We start from the raw sequence: 17,943 nt of genomic DNA on the forward strand, positions 1-17,943 counted from the left end.
GCTTTCAGCCGGCGCGAAACATGGCGCAGTCGCAAGGATGGTCGAGCATCGTCTGCAATTCGGCGTCGAGATGCACCAGCGTCACCGAGGCGCCGGCCATTTCGAGCGAGGTGCAATAATTGCCGACCCAGGTCGCGTGAACTGACACGCCGATGTCATCCAGCCGACGCTTCACGCGCCGGTTCATGATGTAGAGTTCCATCAGCGGCGTCGAGCCGAGCGAATTGACAAGCACGGCGACCTTGTCGCCACGTGCCGGCGCCATCTCGTCGAGGATCTTGTCCAGCATCTCGTCGGTGATCTCGTCGGCTGTTTTCAGTTTTCCGCGCGCGATGCCCGGCTCCCCGTGAATGCCCATGCCGATCTCCATCTCGTCCGGACCGATCTCGAAATTCGGCCGGCGGGTCTGCGGCAGCGAACAGGGCGACAGCGCCACCCCCATAGTGAAAGTGTGGTCGTTGGCTTTCCGGGCGATGCGCTCGCATTCATCGAATGACAGCATCCGGTCGCAGGCCGCACCGGTAGCCTTGAAGATAAAGAAATTGCCGGCGACACCGCGCCGCTTTTGCCGCTGGTCACGTGGCGCCGATGCCACGTCGTCGGTGGTCAGCACGGTGCGCACCTCGATGTCATCCATCGCCGCCATCTCTGCGGCCATGTCGAAATTCATCACGTCGCCGGCATAGTTGCCATACATGAACAGCACGCCGGCACCGCCGCTGGCCGCCTTGGCGCATTCGAGGATCGGGTCCGGCGGCGGCGAGGCGAAGACATTGCCGATCGCCGCCGCGTCGGCCAGCCCCTTGCCGACGAAACCGAGGAAGGTCGGCTCGTGGCCCGAGCCGCCGCCGATGACGATGCCGACCTTGCCTTGGCGAGGTCCATCGCGGGCGATGATGGAGCGCGGACTTCCCTCAGCGCTTTTGAGATGGCGGGGATGCGCGGCCAGGATGCCTTCCAGCATCTCGTCGACGGTGCGGTTGCCGTCATTAATGATCTTCTTGGTCTGCACCTGCATCCTCCGATCTCGGTATTTTCGCAGATAGTACAGCGTGTTACCGGGATTTCCACCCGGGGACGGACATTTCACGCGGCGATGCGTTCGCGCGCGGCCAGGATCTGCACGCAGGCATTGGCTGCCTCTTTGCCCTTGACCTGGAAGTGCTCGAAGAAGAAGCGGTGATGCTCCGCACCGTCATGGTAGTTGTGCGGGGTGAGCACCGCCGAAAGCACCGGCACGCCGGTGGACAATTGCACATTCATCATGCCGTCGATGACCGCGCTCGCCACGAATTCATGCCGGTAGATGCCGCCATTGACGACAAATGCCGCGCCGAGGATCGCTGCATAGCGACCGGCCTCGGCAAGCGTCTTTGCATGCAGCGGAATCTCATAGGCGCCCGGCACATCGAAGACATCGACGGCAAAGCGTTTCTCTCCAAGGACCGCAAGTTCGGCCTGGAACGCCTCGACGCACTGGTCGACGATGTCGGCGTGCCAGCGCGCGCGAATGACGGCAACGCGGGTCGTTTCATAGTCTTTCTGGGAATGCTGATTCATGGGTCCATCCTTCCGTTTCGATCCAGAATCAGGACGCACGATACGGAGTCCGAACCGCGAAAGCGGACCGTCTTCCGTTCGTTCTCTTCCATCCGGACTGTGACCGTCGGCTCCGGAATCACACCGGATCTGCTGACCCCTCCGGCTAACCGGAAAGCGCTCGCGGGCTTGGGCCGAAACCCTTACCGCCGGTGGGGACTTTCACCCCGCCCTGAGAACATTGACGGCATCTGTATGGAAGGGCAGGGCGAACCTGTCAACCGCCGAGCCCATCGCGGATGGCGCAGAAATAGCGATCAGTTCCGACTTGCCCGCCCTTGAGGGCAACCTCCAGTCCTTCGATTGCCTGGATGCGCGAGTGGGCGACGCAAAGCGGAGAGCCCGGCGAGGCGGGCAGCGGCATCCTGACCGTCAGTGCATCGACGCCCATCTGGCCGAGTGCGTGGCTCGACGTGTCGCCGCCGGCGATGACCACGCGCTGCAATTTCTGCTCGATCGTCAGCTTGCGAAGAAGTTCGCCGAGACCGCGGCCGAGCTTGTGGCGGGCGCCTTCCTGCCGGTCGATTTCGGCGCCCCGGTCGGCTGAAGGACCAAGGGCAGTGTAGAGGACGACGCTGCGACCGGCTACCAGACTGGCGCGACCGGCCGAGACCGCCCGCGCAATCGCCTTGTCGGAACCCTCCGAGACCAGTTCGACAGGGTCCACCTCGATCCCATCGAAACCGTCCGTCAAAGCATGCCGGATCTGTCGTTCCGTTGTCGGCGAGCAGCTGCCCGAGACCACCGCAATCCGGTCGGCCGCACCCGGCGGCGAAAAGCTGGGCTCGGCACGGACGCTCCCGTTGGAGGTCCATTCGGCCAGCAGCGCATATTCGATGCCCGAAGAGCCGACGACGAAAGTGCCGCCCGGCCTGCGAACACGCCATATCTCCTTGCCGGCAAGCGCCTGAGTTTCCAGGCTGTCGACATCCAAAAGCACGATGTTGGTGCTGTCGGCGAGCAAGCGATCGAACGCTTCCGAGCGGAAGGCCGACTGCAGCGTCGCGAGATCGACCAGCCCTGAGGTGAGATCCGTCTGGCGCGACAAATGGACCAGCAGGTCGGATTCATCCATCGGGGTGGTCGGGTGGCGGCTCATCACGGGATGGCGATCGATACGGAAATATTTTTCGCGGTAGGCCGCAAACAGATGACCGAAGGCGGTGTAGCGCTTGAGCTGCGGTGCGCCGACCACCAATGGCACGCCGTCTTGGCTAAACACCGAGCGGCCGATCTCGATGGCCCGGCCGATGCTGCCGATCGCCGGGCTGGAATCGAAAGTCGAGCAGACCTTGTAATGGCAGATCTCGGCGTTCAAGGTCTTCAGCCAGGCGAAGGCGTCCCGCAGAAATGTGTCCATCCACTGCGGCGTCTCGCTGCGGCTGGTGCCGGCTAAGCCGATGGCCCGGCAATGTCTGAATTGCGAAAGCAGGGCCTCGTCCGGCTGGCGCATGAACAGCACGGTCGCCACGCCGCCGAGCTCGAGCGCCTCCATGACGTCGGTCGAGCCGGTGAGATCGTCGCCATAGTAGCTCAGCAGCAGGTTTTGCATGGCGTCGCTTCAGGCCGCTTTGCCGTCGCCGAATTTCTCGATCGACCGCGCCAACTCGGCATGAGTCAGGGCGAACTCCGCCAGCGGGATACCATCGACCGCCGCCTGCCAGGCTTGCTGCACGGCGCGCACGCCGGCACCCGGCCCGTCCGGGTGACTGACGATGCCGCCGCCACAGAGATAGAGGAGATCGACCGTTCGGCCGGTTCGCTCAAAAGTTTCGGGGGCCTGTCCGCCCCACTGGCCGGAGCCGGCGACCGGCAGCGCGCAATCATCCGGCGAAAAGATCGGCGTGGTCACCGCCTTGAAGGACTCGATGAAGGACCAGTCCGGCTCCCAGTATTTCGAGGCGATGCCGTTGATCTGGAATTGATCGACGCCGAGCAGCCGCCAGAACTGCTGCCAGACCTTGAAATCCATGCCGAGGCCAGGGTGGCGGGTAAGGATGTCCCAGCCGTTGCGGTGCGCGTGGAGCACCAGGCTGGAGCGCTTTCTAAGGTAAGCCATGCCGCCGAAGCCGACGGAATTGATGTTGACCACGGCGCAGTTGCCGCCGGCCTTCGCTACCAGATCGTGGTTGCGCATCATCTCGTCCGGGTCGGCGTGCGAGATGCCAAATGCATACATAACTTTTTTGCCGGTCTTCTGCTCATAGTCGAGGACGAGCGGCATGATTGCCTTAACTCGTTCCGACAAAGGCGAATAGGCCGGGCTCATCAGCTTCTCGTCATCTTTGATGAAATCGACGCCGGCGGCGATCAGCTCACCGACCATCACGGCCGTCTCGTGCGGGCGCAGCCCAAGCGCCGGCTTGACGATCGTCCCGATGATCGGGCGGTCCTCCACACCGGTTAGCCGGCGACTGCCGGCAACGCCGAATTGCGGGCCCGGGTGCGCGCCCCGGTATTCGTCCGGCAGCTTCATATCGACGACGCGAATGCCGGACAGGCCTTTGATCGAAAAGGCGCCACCGATGGCGATGGTCATCAGCGCCGAAAGGTCTGTGCCGATGGCGTCCAGTGGAAACGCAATGTCGACATCCGCGCGCTTGAAGGGCCCGTCGCCGGCTTCGGGAAGGGACGGGCGATCGCCGTCCGGCAAATGCCGTATCGCCAGGACGCGCGCCGCCACCCGCGCCTTGAGCTCTTCGGTCTCGCCGGCCAGCGCGACGAAGGTTCCGGTCGACTGGTCGCTGGCGATCTTGGTCGCCAGCGCCTCGATGTTCGCCGAGGTCTCGATGCGATAGGTGAGGGTGATCATAGCTCGAAAAAAGTTCCCCGATCTTTGAAATCTGGTATAATGAGTACATAAGTATTGCAAGCGATATCCTGCTCGGCAGGCATTCTGGAATTCGTGATGGCAATGCTAAACAGAGACCGGTCAAGGGAGTGATTCGCGACGATGAACCGTTCGGAGCCGATCGTCCGGCGCAAGCTTTCCGACGAAGTATTTTTGAGACTGAAGCGCTTGATCACCAGCGGCGAATTGCAGCCGGGCGACGACATGCCGTCGGAGCGTGAGCTGATGGAGCGCTTCGAGGTCGGCAGGCCGGCGATCCGTGAAGCGATGCAGGCGTTGAGCAATATGGGTCTCGTCGCGATCTCGCATGGCGAGCGGGCGAAAGTGCTTCAGCTGACCGCCAAGTCGATCATCAAACAGGTCGACGGCGCGGCCAAGATCATTCTTTCGTCGTCGAAGGACACGCTGGAGCACCTCAAGAATGCGCGCATCTTCTTCGAGCGCGGCATGGTCAGGGAAGCCGCAGAAAAAGCCACCGCCGAGGACGTGCAGCGGCTGCGCGCAACCGTTGCCGAACAGCGGAGCTTTCGCGGCGATTCCGAAGCCTTCATATCGGCCGACATGAAATTTCATACCCAGATCGCAGCGATATCCCGCAATCCGATCTATGTTGCGGTCAGCGAAGCGATGCTTGGCTGGCTGAAGGAATATCACACCGAAATGCTGATCTGGACCGGCAAGGAAAAGTTCACGCTGACCGAGCACGAAGAGATCATCGGGCGTATCGAGCAGAAGGATGCGGACGGCGCCGAAAAGGCGATGATAAAGCACCTCGAGCGCTCGCGCGCGCTCTACGTGATGAATTCCGGCAACTGATTTCACCCGATCCGGGTGATCGCGTAAGGCGTCATCACAAGGTGGCGTCGTTCGAACCCGGAAATATCAACCGTCACTTCGCTCGCCGTCAAGTTCGCCAGCCACATGACGGTCTTGCCTAGGGGAGAACGGCCGGCCAGCGTGAGCACCCGCGTCTCATCGCTCGTCCTTGCCGCTACGTGCCTGAAGCCGGCCAGTTCGCAAAGCCCCTGTACGGCCTGGAAGATCGGCCGGGGTTCACCTTCGCCGACGGGTTCCCCGGATTCCGCCAGCACGCCGAACGGTCCGGTGAAGCTGGAAAGCGTGAGCATCTCCAGCCCGGCCGGCGCGACCCGCGCGGCGTAGCCGATCGTCCATGCTGCCGCAAACAGGCCGGCATGGCGAGGATCCCGGTCGGCCATGGCGATGCGCTGACCGTGCGGATTGGCCTTGGTCGCACCGCCATAGGGGTTCTGGCGCATGGCGATGGTCGATGGGCCGATCCGGTAGGGTTTTGGCCCGAAGATCGCCCGCGTCGACGCCGTGATGAAAGGCAGCGCCTCCAACGATTGCATGACGCTGAGATCGTCGGCGGCGTGCACGATCGGGCAGGTGCAATGGGTGACGAAATCGAGCTGGCCGGCCGGGACGCGCTTGCGGTTCAACTCAGTGAAATAGCTGAACATGCCGCCGCCGAGGCGGATATCGGGGAAGGCGCGCCGCGCCGCCGCATAGACGTCTTCGAGCGGCGGGCATTGTGGCCATGCGCTGCCTGGCGGCGTCGACTGCCGGTCGACCGAAGGCGAAACGGCAATGGCCGAAAGCTTCAGCCCGGCCTGGCGGACCATACCGGCGACGCCTGAAAGCTCCGCATCGAGATCACCGACGCAGTAAACGACGCATTCAAGCGTGGTCTCGACCGAGTAGGCTGCGGCGATCCGGGCATAGGACTGCAAGGCGCCCAGACCGTGGCCGCACGTCGGATCGTAATGGAACATCAGCTGTTGTGGGCCAAGCGCGGACAGCATCTGAAGATTTTCAAGCGCGGCATCGACCTCATCCGGATAGATGATCACGCCCATATCCGGTAGTGCCGGTCCGGCTTCACCGAGCTCGACGCGGATGTGTTCAGCGGCTGTTGTGGCAGCCGGCACCTTGCCGTCGCCGGTCACACGCAGGCTGATCGTCTGGCGCAGCATCTCGTCGGCTGGCAGCATGTAGGGCCATGGCAGCGCGAGCGGCCGGACATAGGTCTTGTAGGACGCATCCGACCAGTTACGCTGGTCCTCCATCTCGAACGCGTCGCCTTCCATCCGGCATTCGGCGGTGACGCCGGGTCGGACCTCATGGGTGATCGCCCGCAGATCCTTGAAAGGCTGCCAGGGGTCGATCAGCTGCGGAAGCTTTGTTTCCACCACGCTGCCGTCGGTGTGCTCGACCGTGACCGGGCTGCCGGCCAGGCCGGCAATCGGATGCAGTATGCAGAAGCCGCAGCGATTGGTCTCGAAATCGCTTTCGGGAAGCGCGCTCACGTCGAATACCAGATGGCCGTCAGCGGAAGCCTCGATCGTCGCGAGAAAATCGAGCCGGCTTCCTCCCGGCCCGACACAACTTGCCGAATAGCTGACGGAGAAGCTCTCAGGGCCCTGGTCTATGACTAAATCCGAGAGCACCGGCTCATAGGTGCCCCAGTCGCGATCCCTGACGATATAGGCGATAGCGCGCAGCACTTCGATGCCGCCATGGCGGATGGTGCGTAGATTGCCGTTGACGAAGTCGGCGGTGAGCGCGCCGGCGCGCAGCCTGACCGGCTCGGCCTCGACCGCGGGCGTGCCATAGAGGAGGAAGGCGTCGGCTGTCATCTCAGCAAAGCGTCGAGCTGCACCGGTTCACGACTCGCAGCACCCGCATAGGCCGCCTCGACCAGCGCGAAAGTCTTGAGGTTGTCAGCGCCGGAGGTTTCTGGCTCAGTCCCGTTCGCCAGGCAGTCGACCCAGTGCTTTTGAATGGCGACGACGCTTTCCTGGATGTTGTGCCACGGCCGCGATGCCCAGGGCAGCAGCGGCGGTGAGACGTCGCTGACCACCGTTCCGTTCCTGCCGGTGACGGTGAGCCGGTAATTCTGCTCAAGCCGGATCGTGCCGTTGCTGCCGTCGATCTCGACCAGCGTCTGCGGAAACGGCTCGGTAGCGAGTTTGGTCGCATAGCTGCAATCGACCACAGACGTCGCGCCGCTGACATGATCCATCAGCATGGTAGCGACGTCCTCGCCGGCAATGTTGGGATTAATGCGAGCGGTTCGTGTCGTGATCGTCGAAACGTCGCCCAGCAGAAAGCGGGCAATGTCGAGACTATGGATGCCGAGGTCCTCGATGATGAAGCGCTTTCCCCTCGCCAGATAGGGCTGGCCGGAAAACACGTCATAGGCCGAGCGGAAGGAGATCCGGCCGAAGAAGGGTGTGCCGATTTCGCCGCTGGCGAGCACGGCACGCACCGCCTGGATCGGCGACTGCCAGCGAAAATTCTCATGCACCATCAGCGGCACGCCGGCGTCGGAGCAGGCCTTCACCATGGCCTTGGCGTCGGCAAGCGACGGCGCGAACGGCTTTTGGCAGATTGCCGGAACGCGATGCCGTGCTGCCATCTCGACGAGCGGACGGTGGCTCGGCGCGGTGGTGGCGATATCGACGAAGTCCAGGCTTTCGCCGGCAAAAAGTGCTGCCGCGTCGGTATAGCGCCGCGCAATGCCAAACTGGTCGCCGACAATTCTGAGCCGTTCCGGATCGCGGTCGCAGATGGCGACGATGGACGCACCGGCGATGTCACGCCATGCGTGCATCTGGTTGACAGCAAAGAAGCCGCAGCCGATCAGCGCTCCTCGCAGTTCGGCCACGGGTCAGCCCGCCTTTGCCATCTGCATCAGAGTCACGCGGCTCTGCAGCCGGCGCTGCGCCTGGTCGACGACGACGGCGACGATGATGACGAGGCCCTTGATCACCATCTGCCAGAACGAGCTCACGCCCATCATGACTAGCCCGTCGGAGAGAATACCGATGACGAAGGCACCGACGATGGTGCCGCCGATCGTGCCGCGGCCGCCCGACATCGAGGTGCCGCCGAGCACTGCCGCTGCGATGGCGTTGAGCTCGAAGCTCTCGCCGGTCGCTGGATGCGAGGCCATCAGCTCGGACGAGATGATCAGGCCGACGACCGCCGCGCAGAAGCCGGAGAACATGTAGACGAACATCTTCACCATGTTGACCCTGACGCCCGAAATCCGCGCTGCCCGTTCGTTGCCGCCGACGGCGAAGATGTGGCGGCCGAGCGGGGTGTATTTGGCGAGATAGGCCGCCCCCAGTGCAACGACGACCAAAATCCATATCGAGACCGGCAGGCCGAGCAGCCGGCCGGCGCCGAGAAAGCCGAATCCTGTCGTGCCCAGGTCGGGCTTGCCGACGAGGTTCGGGAAGGTGCGGCCATCGGACGACAGCAGCGCCAGGCCGCGTGCGACGTAGAGCACGCCGAGCGTGGCGATGAACGGCGCGACATTCAGCCTGGTGATCAGCAATCCATTGACGGCGCCGATCAGTATGCCGACCGCCAGTGTGATCAGTGCGATCTCGAAGACGTTGAAATAGATCGTATAGCCGATCTGCAGGTCGATGCCGTTGAGCACGAGATAGCCGGCGACCATGCCGCACAGGCCGACAATCGAGCCGACCGAGAGGTCGATGCCTCCGGTGATGATGACGAAGGTCATGCCCATAGCGAGGAAGGCGTTCAGCGCCACGTGCTTCGACATCAGGATCAGGTTGGCCGCGGACAGGAAATTCGGTGCCGCGAGCGAGAAGAAGATCAGGACGGCGATCAGCGCGATGAACGTCCTCGCCTTCATCAGCGTCAGCAGCACGGAGCCGCTCGAGGCGGAGGCAACAGAAGCCTTGGCCGGGATGTCAGTCATGGGCGTGGCTCTCCGTGTGCGGGACCGGTCCGTGGCCAAGCGCGGATGCTGCGACGAGTGCCGCCTCCGTCGCCTCGGCGCGATCGAACATGCCGGTCAGTTTTCCATTGCTCATCACCGCGATCCGGTCGGACAGCGCCATCACCTCGTCGAGATCGGAGGTGGCGAAAAGTATGCCCAGTCCGTCGCGGGACAGTTTGCGCATGGTGCGGAAGACGTCGGCCTTGGCGCCAACGTCGATGCCGCGGCTCGGTTCATCCATCAGCAGCACCTTGGGTCCGGTGAGCAGCGCCTTGCCGATCACCACCTTCTGCTGGTTGCCGCCCGACAGCGACGAGACCTCCTGCGCCGGGTCGGCGATCTTGATCGCCAGCTCCCGTACCATCTGCGTCACTGCCTGGTTCTCCTTGGCGCCGCTGATGTGAAACAGGCGGACGAACCGCGACAGGCTCGCCAGCGTCAGGTTGCTGGCAACCGAGAGGATCGACACCAGCCCTTCGCGCTGACGATCCTCGGGGATCAGCGCCAGCCCGCGCCGGATCCGCCGCGTCGTGTCGCGCTCTTTCACTTTCTTGCCGGCGATGAAGATCGCTCCGGTCGCATGGCCGTGGCGTCCCATGATGCAGTCGAACAGCTCGCTACGCCCGGCGCCCATCAGGCCATAGATGCCGAGGATCTCGCCGGCGCGCAGCGACAGCGAGACGTGATCGACGGCAAGCCCGCCGGTCACTCGCGGCAGGCAGATGTCCTCGGCGCGGAAGATCTCTTCGCCCGGAACATGGCCGTCGGCCTTAGCGAAATCCTTGGCGTCAGAGCCGATCATCTGTCGCACGATCCATTGCGTGTCGACGTTTTTCATCGTCTCCTGGCCGGTGATGCGCCCGTCGCGCAGCACGGTGATGTAGTCGCCGATGCGGATCAGTTCCTCGAGCCGGTGCGAGATGTAGACGATCGCCACGCCGCGCGCCTTGAGGTCGGCGATCACCTTGAACAGGATCTCGACTTCTGCGGCACTCAGCGCCGAGGTCGGTTCGTCCATGATCAGGACGCGCGCATCGAGCGAGACCGCCTTGGCAATCTCGACCAGCTGCTGCTGGCCGATGCGCAAATCCTCGACCAGCATGTCGGGCTGGATGCCGGCTTCCAGCCGCTCAAGGAATTCCGCCGCACGGCGCTCTTGTTCTCTGCTGTCGATTTTGCGGAACCGGTTGGTGATTTCGCGGGTGGCGAAAATGTTTTCGGCGACCGTCAGGTTGCCGAACAAGTTCAGCTCCTGAAACACCATGCCGATGCCGCGGTTCACTGCGTCGCCGGATGAGGAGAAGGAAACCTCCTCACCCTCCAGGAGAATGCGGCCGAGCGTCGGCTGTTCGACGCCGGCGATGATCTTCATCAGCGTCGATTTGCCGGCGCCGTTTTCGCCGACCAGCACGTTGACCGCGCCCTTGCGCACCTCGAAATTCGCGCGCTTGACCGCGACGGTGCCCGAATAGACCTTCGAGACGTCTTCCAGCTTCAGGATGACATCATGATCGGTGGCGGCATTCATGGCTTCGACCCGATCTCTGCCTCCGCCGGCGTCACCAGCGGCAGGTCCTGGCCGCTGCCCATGACATAGGCGCCGACAACCCTGACGCTCCGGCCCTCCAGCGCTTCGCGCGGCAGCTTGGAAAGCACGGTCTTGTCGGCATAGATGTTGAACGCCTTGCCGAACTGGGCGAAGTCGATCTGATTGGTGAAATCGTTGAACTGGATGAAGTCGAGGCTGTCGCGCAGCGCGGTGCCACGCATCGCGGGTCCGATCTGCACCCGCGCGTCCGCCTTGCCGTCACCGTCGGCATCGACATCCATGGTCGCCGCGCGCGATTGCGTGTTCGCGGCGACGACCTTGCCTTCAAGGCGAACCGCAAAGGTCCACGGCGAATTCGCCTGCTTCTTCGGATTGCCATGCTTGGCGCCGGCAGCCGCTGGATCGGCTTTCGCCAGGGCGTGAACCTCGGGAAACGGCCCGGCTTTCTGCTGGAGATAGGGCACCGCCTTGGCAGCCCAGATATCGCCGACCATTTTGTCCGCGTTGAAGGCCGGGGCATTGCCGCCGTTTTCCCCGGACGGTGTCGGCAGGATCTTGCAGGCGGTCAGGCTGATGCCGACGGTCACGGCAAGGATCGGCGCGGCAAGGCTCGGCCAAGTGAGCTTGTTCAACATGTCGGCTTGTTCGGCATGGCGGTCAGGGCACCCAGTAAATGGAAGCAAGGGACGAGCCGGAAGCTCGTCCCTTGCGATTTGATGTCACGCTGGCTCAGTTGGTCAGCGCGAAGGTTTCCAGCTTGGCGGCATTGTCGCCATTGATCAGGACGCAGTCCATCAGCTGCTTTTCCTCGGCCGGAGACTTCTTGTTCTTGATGAAGTCGTTGGCCTGCTCGACTGCCATCTGCGCCTGCGCATAGGCCGGCTGCAGGACTGTGGCCTTGATGCCGCCTGAGGCGATCGAGTCGCGCACGTCGTTCGACCCGTCGAAGCCGACGACGATGACGTCCTTGCGGCCGGCGGCGGCAAGCGCGGCATAGGCGCCCATTGCCATCGTGTCGTTGCCGGAGATCACGCCCTTGATGTCCGGATTGGCCTGGAGGATCGATTCCATCTTGGAATAGGCCTCGGTCTGGCTCCAGTTGGCGGACTGCTGCGCCACCATCTTCAGGTCCGGATAGTCGTCGATGACGTCGTGGTAACCCTTGGAGCGGATGCCGGCATTGGTGTCGGATTCCTTGCCGACCAGCTCGACGAAATTGCCCTTCTCGCCCATCAGCTTGACGAACTCCTGCGCGCCGAGCTGGGCGCCCTGGTAGTTGTTGGAGACGATCTGCGCGACGGCGACGCCGGTAGCGTTGATCTCGCGATCGATCAGGAACGAGGGAACACCCGCGTCCTTGGCTTTCTGCACGGCGGCGACGGTGGCGTCGGCGCCGGCATTGTCGAGGATGATCGCCTTTGCGCCGCGGCCGATCGCGGTGTCGATCAGCTCGGACTGCTTGTTGGCGTCGTCGTCATGGACAAGCACCAGTGCTTCGTAGCCGAGTTCCTTAGCCTTGGCTTCCGCGCCGACGGCTTCGGCCTTGAAGAACGGATTGTCGTGCGAAGGCGTAATGATGGCAATGAGATCCGCCGCGTAGACGGGTGCGGCGGTGCCAAGCGCCAGCATGCCGGCGAAAGCCGCAAGTGTCATTCTGCGAGTGAGTTTCATGAAGTCCTCCCGTTTGAAAAAGCCCTGATCAACTCAGGTCACTGTCTGCATTTCAATTCGTCATGCGGCACAAGAGATCGCGGATCGCCTCAGTTTGAAAACCGTTTGCCGGCTTCCTCTGAACGGATCGTCGCGCCCCCGTCCCACAGTCCTCCGCTCGCCCAGGCCTTGAATTTCCTGACGAGGCCTGGTTGGCCCGAGCCTACGAACAGCTAAGCCAACTGGTATGATGAGTCAATCACTAATTGAGATGATATGTATCCAATTCCGGAACCGGACCGCCCGGCTCTCCGCCTTAGGTGATGCGCTGAATGCTCGCCGCGATCTCTTCAGGCTCGAAGACCCGCTTCCAATCGTCGCGCATCAGCACCGGCTTGCCGAACTCGATGGCCTTGTTGCAGGCGTCGGAGAACACACCCTTGGTCTCGCCGAAGATGACGGCGCCGAGCACGTTCATGTGGCCAAGCAGGAAGTCGAGAGCGGCCTGCTGGTCGACGCCGCGAGCGACGACCTCGTCGACGGCTTCCTTCATGACGACGAGCAGCGAGGCGCAGACGGTCTCCGAAAGGCCGGGTTCGAGCAGCGCCATCTGGTCGACCGTGACGCGATGCGACCGCATGACCGGAGCCCAGATGATCTTGGCGATTGCTTCGCCTTTGGCGAAATCTTCCTCCGGCCCCTGCATCAGTGCGCTGACCATATGCTGCTTGGCCTTGACGCCGCCGAAATAGTCCTTCTTGGCCGCCATATCGGTCTCGTCATTGAAGATCGGCGGATGGCAGGGATGGGTGACGAAATAGGTCAGGTCCGGCCGCTTCGGCAAATGGCCGGCGAAAGGTGCTGCGGCGTCCAGCACGACGACCATAGTGCCGGATGCAAGCTTGCCCTCGATGCTCGCCGCAACCTTGCCGATATGGGTGTCGGGAACCGCCAGGATCACCACTTCGGCGCTATCAAGGGCTTCATCGGCGCTGATCGCCTCGATGCCCAGCCCCGTCTTCAGCCGCTCTCTGCCGGCATCGCTGACCTCGACATGGCGTATCGTGTAGGGAGAGCCGCGAAAATTGGTCGACAGGCGGTAACCCATTTTCCCGCCGGCACCAAACAGCGCAATCGTTGTCATCTAGCCATTACTCCTGATCTCGAACGATGGCCCTGCCGATCGTCATCTTAGTAGCTGGTATAATCACCCTACCAAGCTTTGGCAACTGGATAGGAATCGGATGCGGCCCGCTTCGTCAGTGCCGTTGGTTGTTAGACGATCGCGTCGCTTTAGCTCGTCCGCGTGCCAGCGAGGCGAGCACCAGGATATCACGCAGAAACGGCCGCCATCAAAATGCCGGCTGCCGGAGATGAGCTACTCTGGATGAGACGCAAGCCGCGCCCTTGCTACGGATAAGGACAGCTGGACTCTCGGTTGCCCGCCGATACCATTTTCAAAAGTCGATGAAGCCGGATCATCAGCGTCCGGGAAACATTGCCTTCAAACCTTCGCGCGAGGCCTTGGCGACGCCGCGTTCGGTGATCAACCCGGTGACCAGCCGTGCCGGCGTCACGTCGAAGGCCGGGTTTGCCGCGGGTGTCGTCTCCGGCGAGATGCGGACCTGCGCAATCTCGCCATTCGCCGTCTTGCCCCAGACCAGCGAAACCTCGTCGCCGGAGCGCTGTTCGATCGGGATTTCGGCCAGACCGTCACCCACCGTCCAGTCGATGGTTGGCGACGGCAGGGCGACGTAGAACGGCACGTCGTTGTCGGCCGCGGCCAGCGCCTTCAGATAGGTGCCGATCTTGTTGCAGACATCGCCGTCGGCGGTGGTGCGGTCGGTGCCGACGATGACCATGTCGATCTGGCCGCGCTGCATCAGATGGCCGCCGGCATTGTCGACGATCAGCGTATGCGGCACGCCATGGCCGGCCATCTCCCATGCCGTCAGCTGAGCGCCCTGGTTGCGCGGGCGCGTTTCGTCGACATAGACGTGAACGGGAATGCCGGCTTCCGTTGCCAGATAGATCGGCGCCGTGGCGGTGCCGTAGTCGACGGTGGCCAGCCAGCCGGCGTTGCAATGGGTCAGGATGTTGACCGGCTCGCCCGGCTGCTTGCGCGCCGCGATTTCCTTGATGATCTCAAGCCCGTTGACGCCGATGGCGCGGTTGAGGCCGACATCCTCGTCGGCGATTTCTCCGGCGCGCCGGTAAGCAGCCTCGGCGCGTTGCCCCGGCGCAAGCGGCCGCAGGACGTTTCGCATCTCGTCGAGCGCCCAGCGCAGATTGATCGCGGTCGGGCGGGTTTCGTGCAAGGTCTCCCAGACGCCGTCGAGTGCTGCATCCGAAGGGTCGTCGGCCATCTGCATGGCGACGCCATAGGCGGCGGTAACGCCTATCAGTGGCGCGCCGCGCACCCACATGTCGCGGATCGCCGTCGCGATGCCGGCAACTGTGCTGACTGTTTCCACGCGGAAATCATGCGGCAGCCAGCGCTGGTCGATGATCTCCACCGAACGCCCGTCGTCGCTCAGCCAGATGGTGCGATAGTGACGGTCGCCGACGTTCAAATTCTGTTCTCCCGTTCGATCAGCGCGGCCAATTTGTTGACCTCGTCGATACTGTGAATCTGGCGCCGGTTGACGGCGATGTGGCGGCCGAATTTCAGCGCCTTCGCTTCACATGTGGCGCGCAGACCCTCGTCGGCAATGGTCTCGAAATCGGCGTTGTGCGCGAGGCCGAGAATGCGCCGGTGGATCTCGATCCCGGCAAAGCCCAGCAGGTCGTCCCAGATCGAATGCAGCACATGGTCGAGCGCCTGCTCGGCGCCCAGTCGGTCGCCCTGATCCTCGAACAGGCTCTTCTGGTAGAGCATGCCGGTGCGCTCGGTTCGCCAAAGATGCGCAAACTCGGTGCGGAACACCGACCATGTTTCGACGGTCACATCGAGCAGATAGGCACGCATGGCGTCGCGCTTTCCGTTCTGCTCATGGCCGCGCTGCGAGAAGAACGCCATCCAGAAATTGGCCAGCAGCATGCCGACGTCGAAGGCGATCGGGCCGTAAAAAGCGAATTCGGGATCGATCATCCGCGTTTCTGTCTCGGTGACCATGATCGAGCCCGAATGCAGGTCGCCGTGCAGCAGCGTCTCCGCATTGGCGGCAAAGTTATGCTTCAGCCGCTGCGCCTCGACCTTGAGGTCGCGGTCGGCGCGCAATTCTGCAACGATGCTGTCGAGCTGCGGGCTTGTATGCCGGTTCATCTTGGCGTCGAAATACGGGTCCGAGAACACCAGGTTCTCGGTGATGTCGCAGAGCTCGACATTGTCGGCGAACAGAGCCAGATCGGCTTTACGGTCCTTGGTCGCCATATGCAGGTCGGAGCCGCGAAACAGGGTGCGGGCCATGAACAGGCCGATGTCCCTGGCGATGTTGGGCAGTTGCCGGCCCTCGATCAGCGCCCGCCGCAGGATGATGTGCGGCGACAGATATTCCATGATGATCAGCGCCTGGCTCTCATCGAAGTGATAGATCGCAGGCACCGAACCTGGCGCTCTCGCCTCCTGCCGCGTCAGCGCGTGATACTCGAAGAAGGAGCGCTTCAACGGCAGCGGCCAGCTGTCGCCGACCAGGCGGACATAGGGCAGGGCCTGCTTGACGACGGCCGCACCCGTGGCGCCCTCGACGATGAAGACCAGGTTCAGATTGCCGTCGCCGACCTCGCGGACCTTCCAGCGGGCCGTGTCCTTGCCGATATGCGAGCACAGCGCCTCGTTGGCGCCGAGGCGTGCTGCCAGGGTGTCGACCGACAGTGCTTCGAACGGCAATTTCCCAGTCATCCTCACCCTCCCGCTGATGTGCTCCCATCATAGTGGAGCCAAGGCGGTTGATCCAAGCTAGGAAGCTCTCTGGCAATTGTCAATCGGGTTGACAATTGCCGGAACAGCCCCTAGCGTCACGGTCAGGGAGGAGCGAATGGGCAATGATGCCGTGTTCCGCGTGCACGGGCTGAGGAAGTCCTTTGGCCATATCGAGGTGCTTGGCGGCGTCTCGCTCGATCTGCATGCCGGCGAAGTGACCGTACTGATGGGCGCCAACGGCGCCGGCAAATCCACCCTGGTCAAGATCATCAGCGGCGTCTATGAGCGTGGCGGCGGCACGATGAGCCTCGCCGGCGACGACTTCGCGCCAAGCACGCCGGCGGAAGCGATCCGCGCCGGCGTCGTCACCGTTCATCAAAACATCAATGACGGTGTCGTCGCCGATCTCGACGTCGCCACCAATTTGACGCTGGACAGGCTGAGCGGCAGCGGCGCGCCGACCCTGTTCAATCCGGGCCGGGTGCGTCGCGAGGCAAAAGCGATCGCCGACCGCATGGGTCTGGCCATCGACCTGAAAGCCCGGATCAGCGATCTCTCGCTGGCCGACCGCCAGATGGTGGCGATTGCCCGCGCCATGGCGCACCAGCCGAAAGTGCTGATTCTCGACGAGCCGACCTCCTCTTTGTCCAGCGCCGAGGCCGACCGGCTGTTCGCACTGCTCGACAGGCTTCGCGAGCACGGCGTCGCAATCCTCTACATCTCGCACCGCATGTCCGACATCAGGCGGCTTGCCGACCGTATCGTCTCGATGCGCGACGGGATCATCTCAGGCGTCTTCGACCGCAAGCCGCTCGATTATGAAGGCGCAGTCAACGCCATGCTCGGCCGCAAGATCCACCTCGACCGGATCGTCGCCAAGAATTCGGCCAAGCCTGTCCTGATGATCGACGGGTTACGGATTGCGGAAGGTCCCAGGCCGATCTCGCTGACGCTCGGCGACGGCGAGGTCGTCGCCATCACCGGCCTCGTCGGCGTCGGCAAGACCGCGCTCGCCGAAACGCTGTTTGGCGTCCGCAAGCCGCTGTCGGGCACCATGATGCTGAACGGCAAACCCTATGCGCCGGGGTCGGCGGGCGAAGCGATCGCCGCCGGCGTGTTTCTCGTCGCCAAGGACCGGAGCGAAAACGGGATCGTCGGCGATTTCAACATCCAGGAAAATATCAGCCTGCCGTTCCACAAGCGGATGTCGCGTCTCGGCGTCCTCAAGCGCCGGATCGAGCGCACCACCGCCCGCCAGCAGATTCGGGAACTGGGCATCGTCTGCCGCTCGGAGAAGGACGAAATGTCCGCGCTTTCCGGCGGCAATCAGCAGAAGGTGATGGTCGCCCGCTGGATGTCGCAGACCGCAAAACTGTTCATTCTGGACGAGCCTTTTCAGGGCGTCGACATTTCGGCCAGGCGCGATATCGCGGCCAAGCTGCGGGCGAGCGCGAACGGCCGCGCGACGCTGCTGTTCGTCACTGAACTCGACGAGGCGCTGGAGACCGCCGACCGAATCCTGGTGATGTCTGAGCAGACAATCGTCGGCGAACATCGCAACGCCGACATCGACCTTGAGCAATTGCTGGCCGAAGTGGCGGGCGGGCCGTTGCACAGCGCATCGTAAGGGCGGCTATGGGACGTGGAATGGAGAA

General features: G+C 63.1%; 15 protein-coding genes and 1 riboswitch. Of the genes, 2 read left to right on the forward strand and 13 right to left on the reverse strand.

The features are described from left to right. Nucleotides 1–4: 4 nt before the first annotated feature. The 4 genes from NKH36_RS20345 to oiaX form a co-directional block, all read right to left on the reverse strand. The gene (locus tag NKH36_RS20345) at nucleotides 5–1,012 is read right to left on the reverse strand and encodes a dihydroxyacetone kinase subunit DhaK (protein WP_352962219.1); all 1,008 of its coding nucleotides are present in this window, start codon (nucleotides 1,010–1,012) and stop codon (nucleotides 5–7) included. A 74-nt stretch (nucleotides 1,013–1,086) separates the two neighbouring features. Beyond that, on the reverse strand, nucleotides 1,087–1,560 hold the full coding sequence (locus NKH36_RS20350; protein ID WP_352962220.1) for a 6,7-dimethyl-8-ribityllumazine synthase: 474 nt from the start codon (nucleotides 1,558–1,560) through the stop codon (nucleotides 1,087–1,089). Between the two features lie 76 nt (nucleotides 1,561–1,636). Continuing rightward, a riboswitch (FMN riboswitch) is annotated at nucleotides 1,637–1,783 on the reverse strand. A 33-nt stretch (nucleotides 1,784–1,816) separates the two neighbouring features. Beyond that, nucleotides 1,817–3,151, reverse strand: a complete 1,335-nt coding sequence (locus NKH36_RS20355) for a four-carbon acid sugar kinase family protein (RefSeq protein WP_352962222.1) — start codon at nucleotides 3,149–3,151, stop codon at nucleotides 1,817–1,819. 9 nt (nucleotides 3,152–3,160) lie between these two features. After that, nucleotides 3,161–4,411: a 3-oxo-isoapionate-4-phosphate decarboxylase OiaX gene (gene oiaX / locus NKH36_RS20360; protein WP_352962224.1), complete on the reverse strand. Its 1,251-nt coding sequence runs from the start codon at nucleotides 4,409–4,411 to the stop codon at nucleotides 3,161–3,163. Between the two features lie 141 nt (nucleotides 4,412–4,552). On the opposite strand from oiaX, the gene NKH36_RS20365 reads away from it, so the two are divergent. Further along, on the forward strand, nucleotides 4,553–5,266 hold the full coding sequence (locus NKH36_RS20365; protein ID WP_352962226.1) for a transcriptional regulator NanR: 714 nt from the start codon (nucleotides 4,553–4,555) through the stop codon (nucleotides 5,264–5,266). A 2-nt stretch (nucleotides 5,267–5,268) separates the two neighbouring features. Here the strand turns inward: NKH36_RS20365 and apnL are convergent, their stop codons facing one another. From apnL to mtnK, 9 genes are all read right to left on the reverse strand, one after another. Next, nucleotides 5,269–7,107 carry a D-apionate lactonase gene (apnL, locus tag NKH36_RS20370; protein ID WP_352962228.1) on the reverse strand — a complete coding sequence of 613 codons (1,839 nt, stop codon included), beginning with the start codon at nucleotides 7,105–7,107 and terminating at the stop codon, nucleotides 5,269–5,271. Further along, a complete protein-coding gene (locus NKH36_RS20375; protein WP_352962230.1) occupies nucleotides 7,104–8,138 on the reverse strand; it encodes a Gfo/Idh/MocA family protein in 1,035 nt (344 codons plus the stop codon). The genes apnL and NKH36_RS20375 overlap by 4 nt, the downstream gene beginning before the upstream one ends. 3 nt (nucleotides 8,139–8,141) lie before the next feature. Beyond that, complete coding sequence (locus NKH36_RS20380; RefSeq protein WP_352962232.1) at nucleotides 8,142–9,206, reverse strand: ABC transporter permease; 1,065 nt, start codon at nucleotides 9,204–9,206, stop codon at nucleotides 8,142–8,144. Beyond that, complete coding sequence (locus NKH36_RS20385; RefSeq protein WP_352962235.1) at nucleotides 9,199–10,755, reverse strand: sugar ABC transporter ATP-binding protein; 1,557 nt, start codon at nucleotides 10,753–10,755, stop codon at nucleotides 9,199–9,201. The genes NKH36_RS20380 and NKH36_RS20385 overlap by 8 nt, the downstream gene beginning before the upstream one ends. Further along, the gene (locus NKH36_RS20390; RefSeq protein ID WP_352962237.1) at nucleotides 10,752–11,411 is read right to left on the reverse strand and encodes a DUF2291 family protein; all 660 of its coding nucleotides are present in this window, start codon (nucleotides 11,409–11,411) and stop codon (nucleotides 10,752–10,754) included. Before NKH36_RS20390 ends, NKH36_RS20385 begins: the two co-directional genes overlap by 4 nt. Before the next feature lie 94 nt (nucleotides 11,412–11,505). Beyond that, a complete protein-coding gene (locus tag NKH36_RS20395; protein ID WP_352962240.1) occupies nucleotides 11,506–12,447 on the reverse strand; it encodes a D-ribose ABC transporter substrate-binding protein in 942 nt (313 codons plus the stop codon). Nucleotides 12,448–12,742: 295 nt separating this feature from the next. Next, entirely contained in the window at nucleotides 12,743–13,570 is an 828-nt protein-coding gene (locus tag NKH36_RS20400; protein ID WP_352962243.1) for a phosphogluconate dehydrogenase C-terminal domain-containing protein, read from the reverse strand. A gap of 337 nt (nucleotides 13,571–13,907) precedes the next feature. Beyond that, a complete protein-coding gene (gene mtnA / locus NKH36_RS20405) occupies nucleotides 13,908–14,999 on the reverse strand; it encodes an S-methyl-5-thioribose-1-phosphate isomerase (RefSeq protein ID WP_352962246.1) in 1,092 nt (363 codons plus the stop codon). After that, on the reverse strand, nucleotides 14,996–16,267 hold the full coding sequence (gene mtnK / locus NKH36_RS20410) for an S-methyl-5-thioribose kinase (protein ID WP_352962248.1): 1,272 nt from the start codon (nucleotides 16,265–16,267) through the stop codon (nucleotides 14,996–14,998). The genes mtnA and mtnK overlap by 4 nt, the downstream gene beginning before the upstream one ends. Before the next feature lie 136 nt (nucleotides 16,268–16,403). Here mtnK and NKH36_RS20415 point away from each other — a divergent pair, with 136 nt between their 5' ends. Continuing rightward, nucleotides 16,404–17,915: a sugar ABC transporter ATP-binding protein gene (locus NKH36_RS20415; protein WP_352962250.1), complete on the forward strand. Its 1,512-nt coding sequence runs from the start codon at nucleotides 16,404–16,406 to the stop codon at nucleotides 17,913–17,915. The last annotated feature ends 28 nt before the right edge of the window (nucleotides 17,916–17,943 follow it).

The organism is Mesorhizobium sp. M1312 (assembly GCF_040318115.1).
GTDB lineage: Bacteria > Pseudomonadota > Alphaproteobacteria > Rhizobiales > Rhizobiaceae > Mesorhizobium.

What these genes read in the sequence shown, in the direction of transcription:
- NKH36_RS20385 (WP_352962235.1), bottom strand. Translation starts at nt 10,755, where the DNA reads ATGAATGCCGCCACCGATCATGATGTCATCCTGAAGCTGGAAGACGTC.
- apnL (WP_352962228.1), bottom strand. Translation starts at nt 7,107, where the DNA reads ATGACAGCCGACGCCTTCCTCCTCTATGGCACGCCCGCGGTCGAGGCC.
- NKH36_RS20380 (WP_352962232.1), bottom strand. Translation starts at nt 9,206, where the DNA reads ATGACTGACATCCCGGCCAAGGCTTCTGTTGCCTCCGCCTCGAGCGGC.
- NKH36_RS20395 (WP_352962240.1), bottom strand. Translation starts at nt 12,447, where the DNA reads ATGAAACTCACTCGCAGAATGACACTTGCGGCTTTCGCCGGCATGCTG.
- NKH36_RS20390 (WP_352962237.1), bottom strand. Translation starts at nt 11,411, where the DNA reads ATGTTGAACAAGCTCACTTGGCCGAGCCTTGCCGCGCCGATCCTTGCC.
- NKH36_RS20355 (WP_352962222.1), bottom strand. Translation starts at nt 3,151, where the DNA reads ATGCAAAACCTGCTGCTGAGCTACTATGGCGACGATCTCACCGGCTCG.
- NKH36_RS20400 (WP_352962243.1), bottom strand. Translation starts at nt 13,570, where the DNA reads ATGACAACGATTGCGCTGTTTGGTGCCGGCGGGAAAATGGGTTACCGC.
- mtnK (WP_352962248.1), bottom strand. Translation starts at nt 16,267, where the DNA reads ATGACTGGGAAATTGCCGTTCGAAGCACTGTCGGTCGACACCCTGGCA.
- NKH36_RS20365 (WP_352962226.1), top strand. Translation starts at nt 4,553, where the DNA reads ATGAACCGTTCGGAGCCGATCGTCCGGCGCAAGCTTTCCGACGAAGTA.
- NKH36_RS20415 (WP_352962250.1), top strand. Translation starts at nt 16,404, where the DNA reads ATGGGCAATGATGCCGTGTTCCGCGTGCACGGGCTGAGGAAGTCCTTT.
- oiaX (WP_352962224.1), bottom strand. Translation starts at nt 4,411, where the DNA reads ATGATCACCCTCACCTATCGCATCGAGACCTCGGCGAACATCGAGGCG.
- NKH36_RS20350 (WP_352962220.1), bottom strand. Translation starts at nt 1,560, where the DNA reads ATGAATCAGCATTCCCAGAAAGACTATGAAACGACCCGCGTTGCCGTC.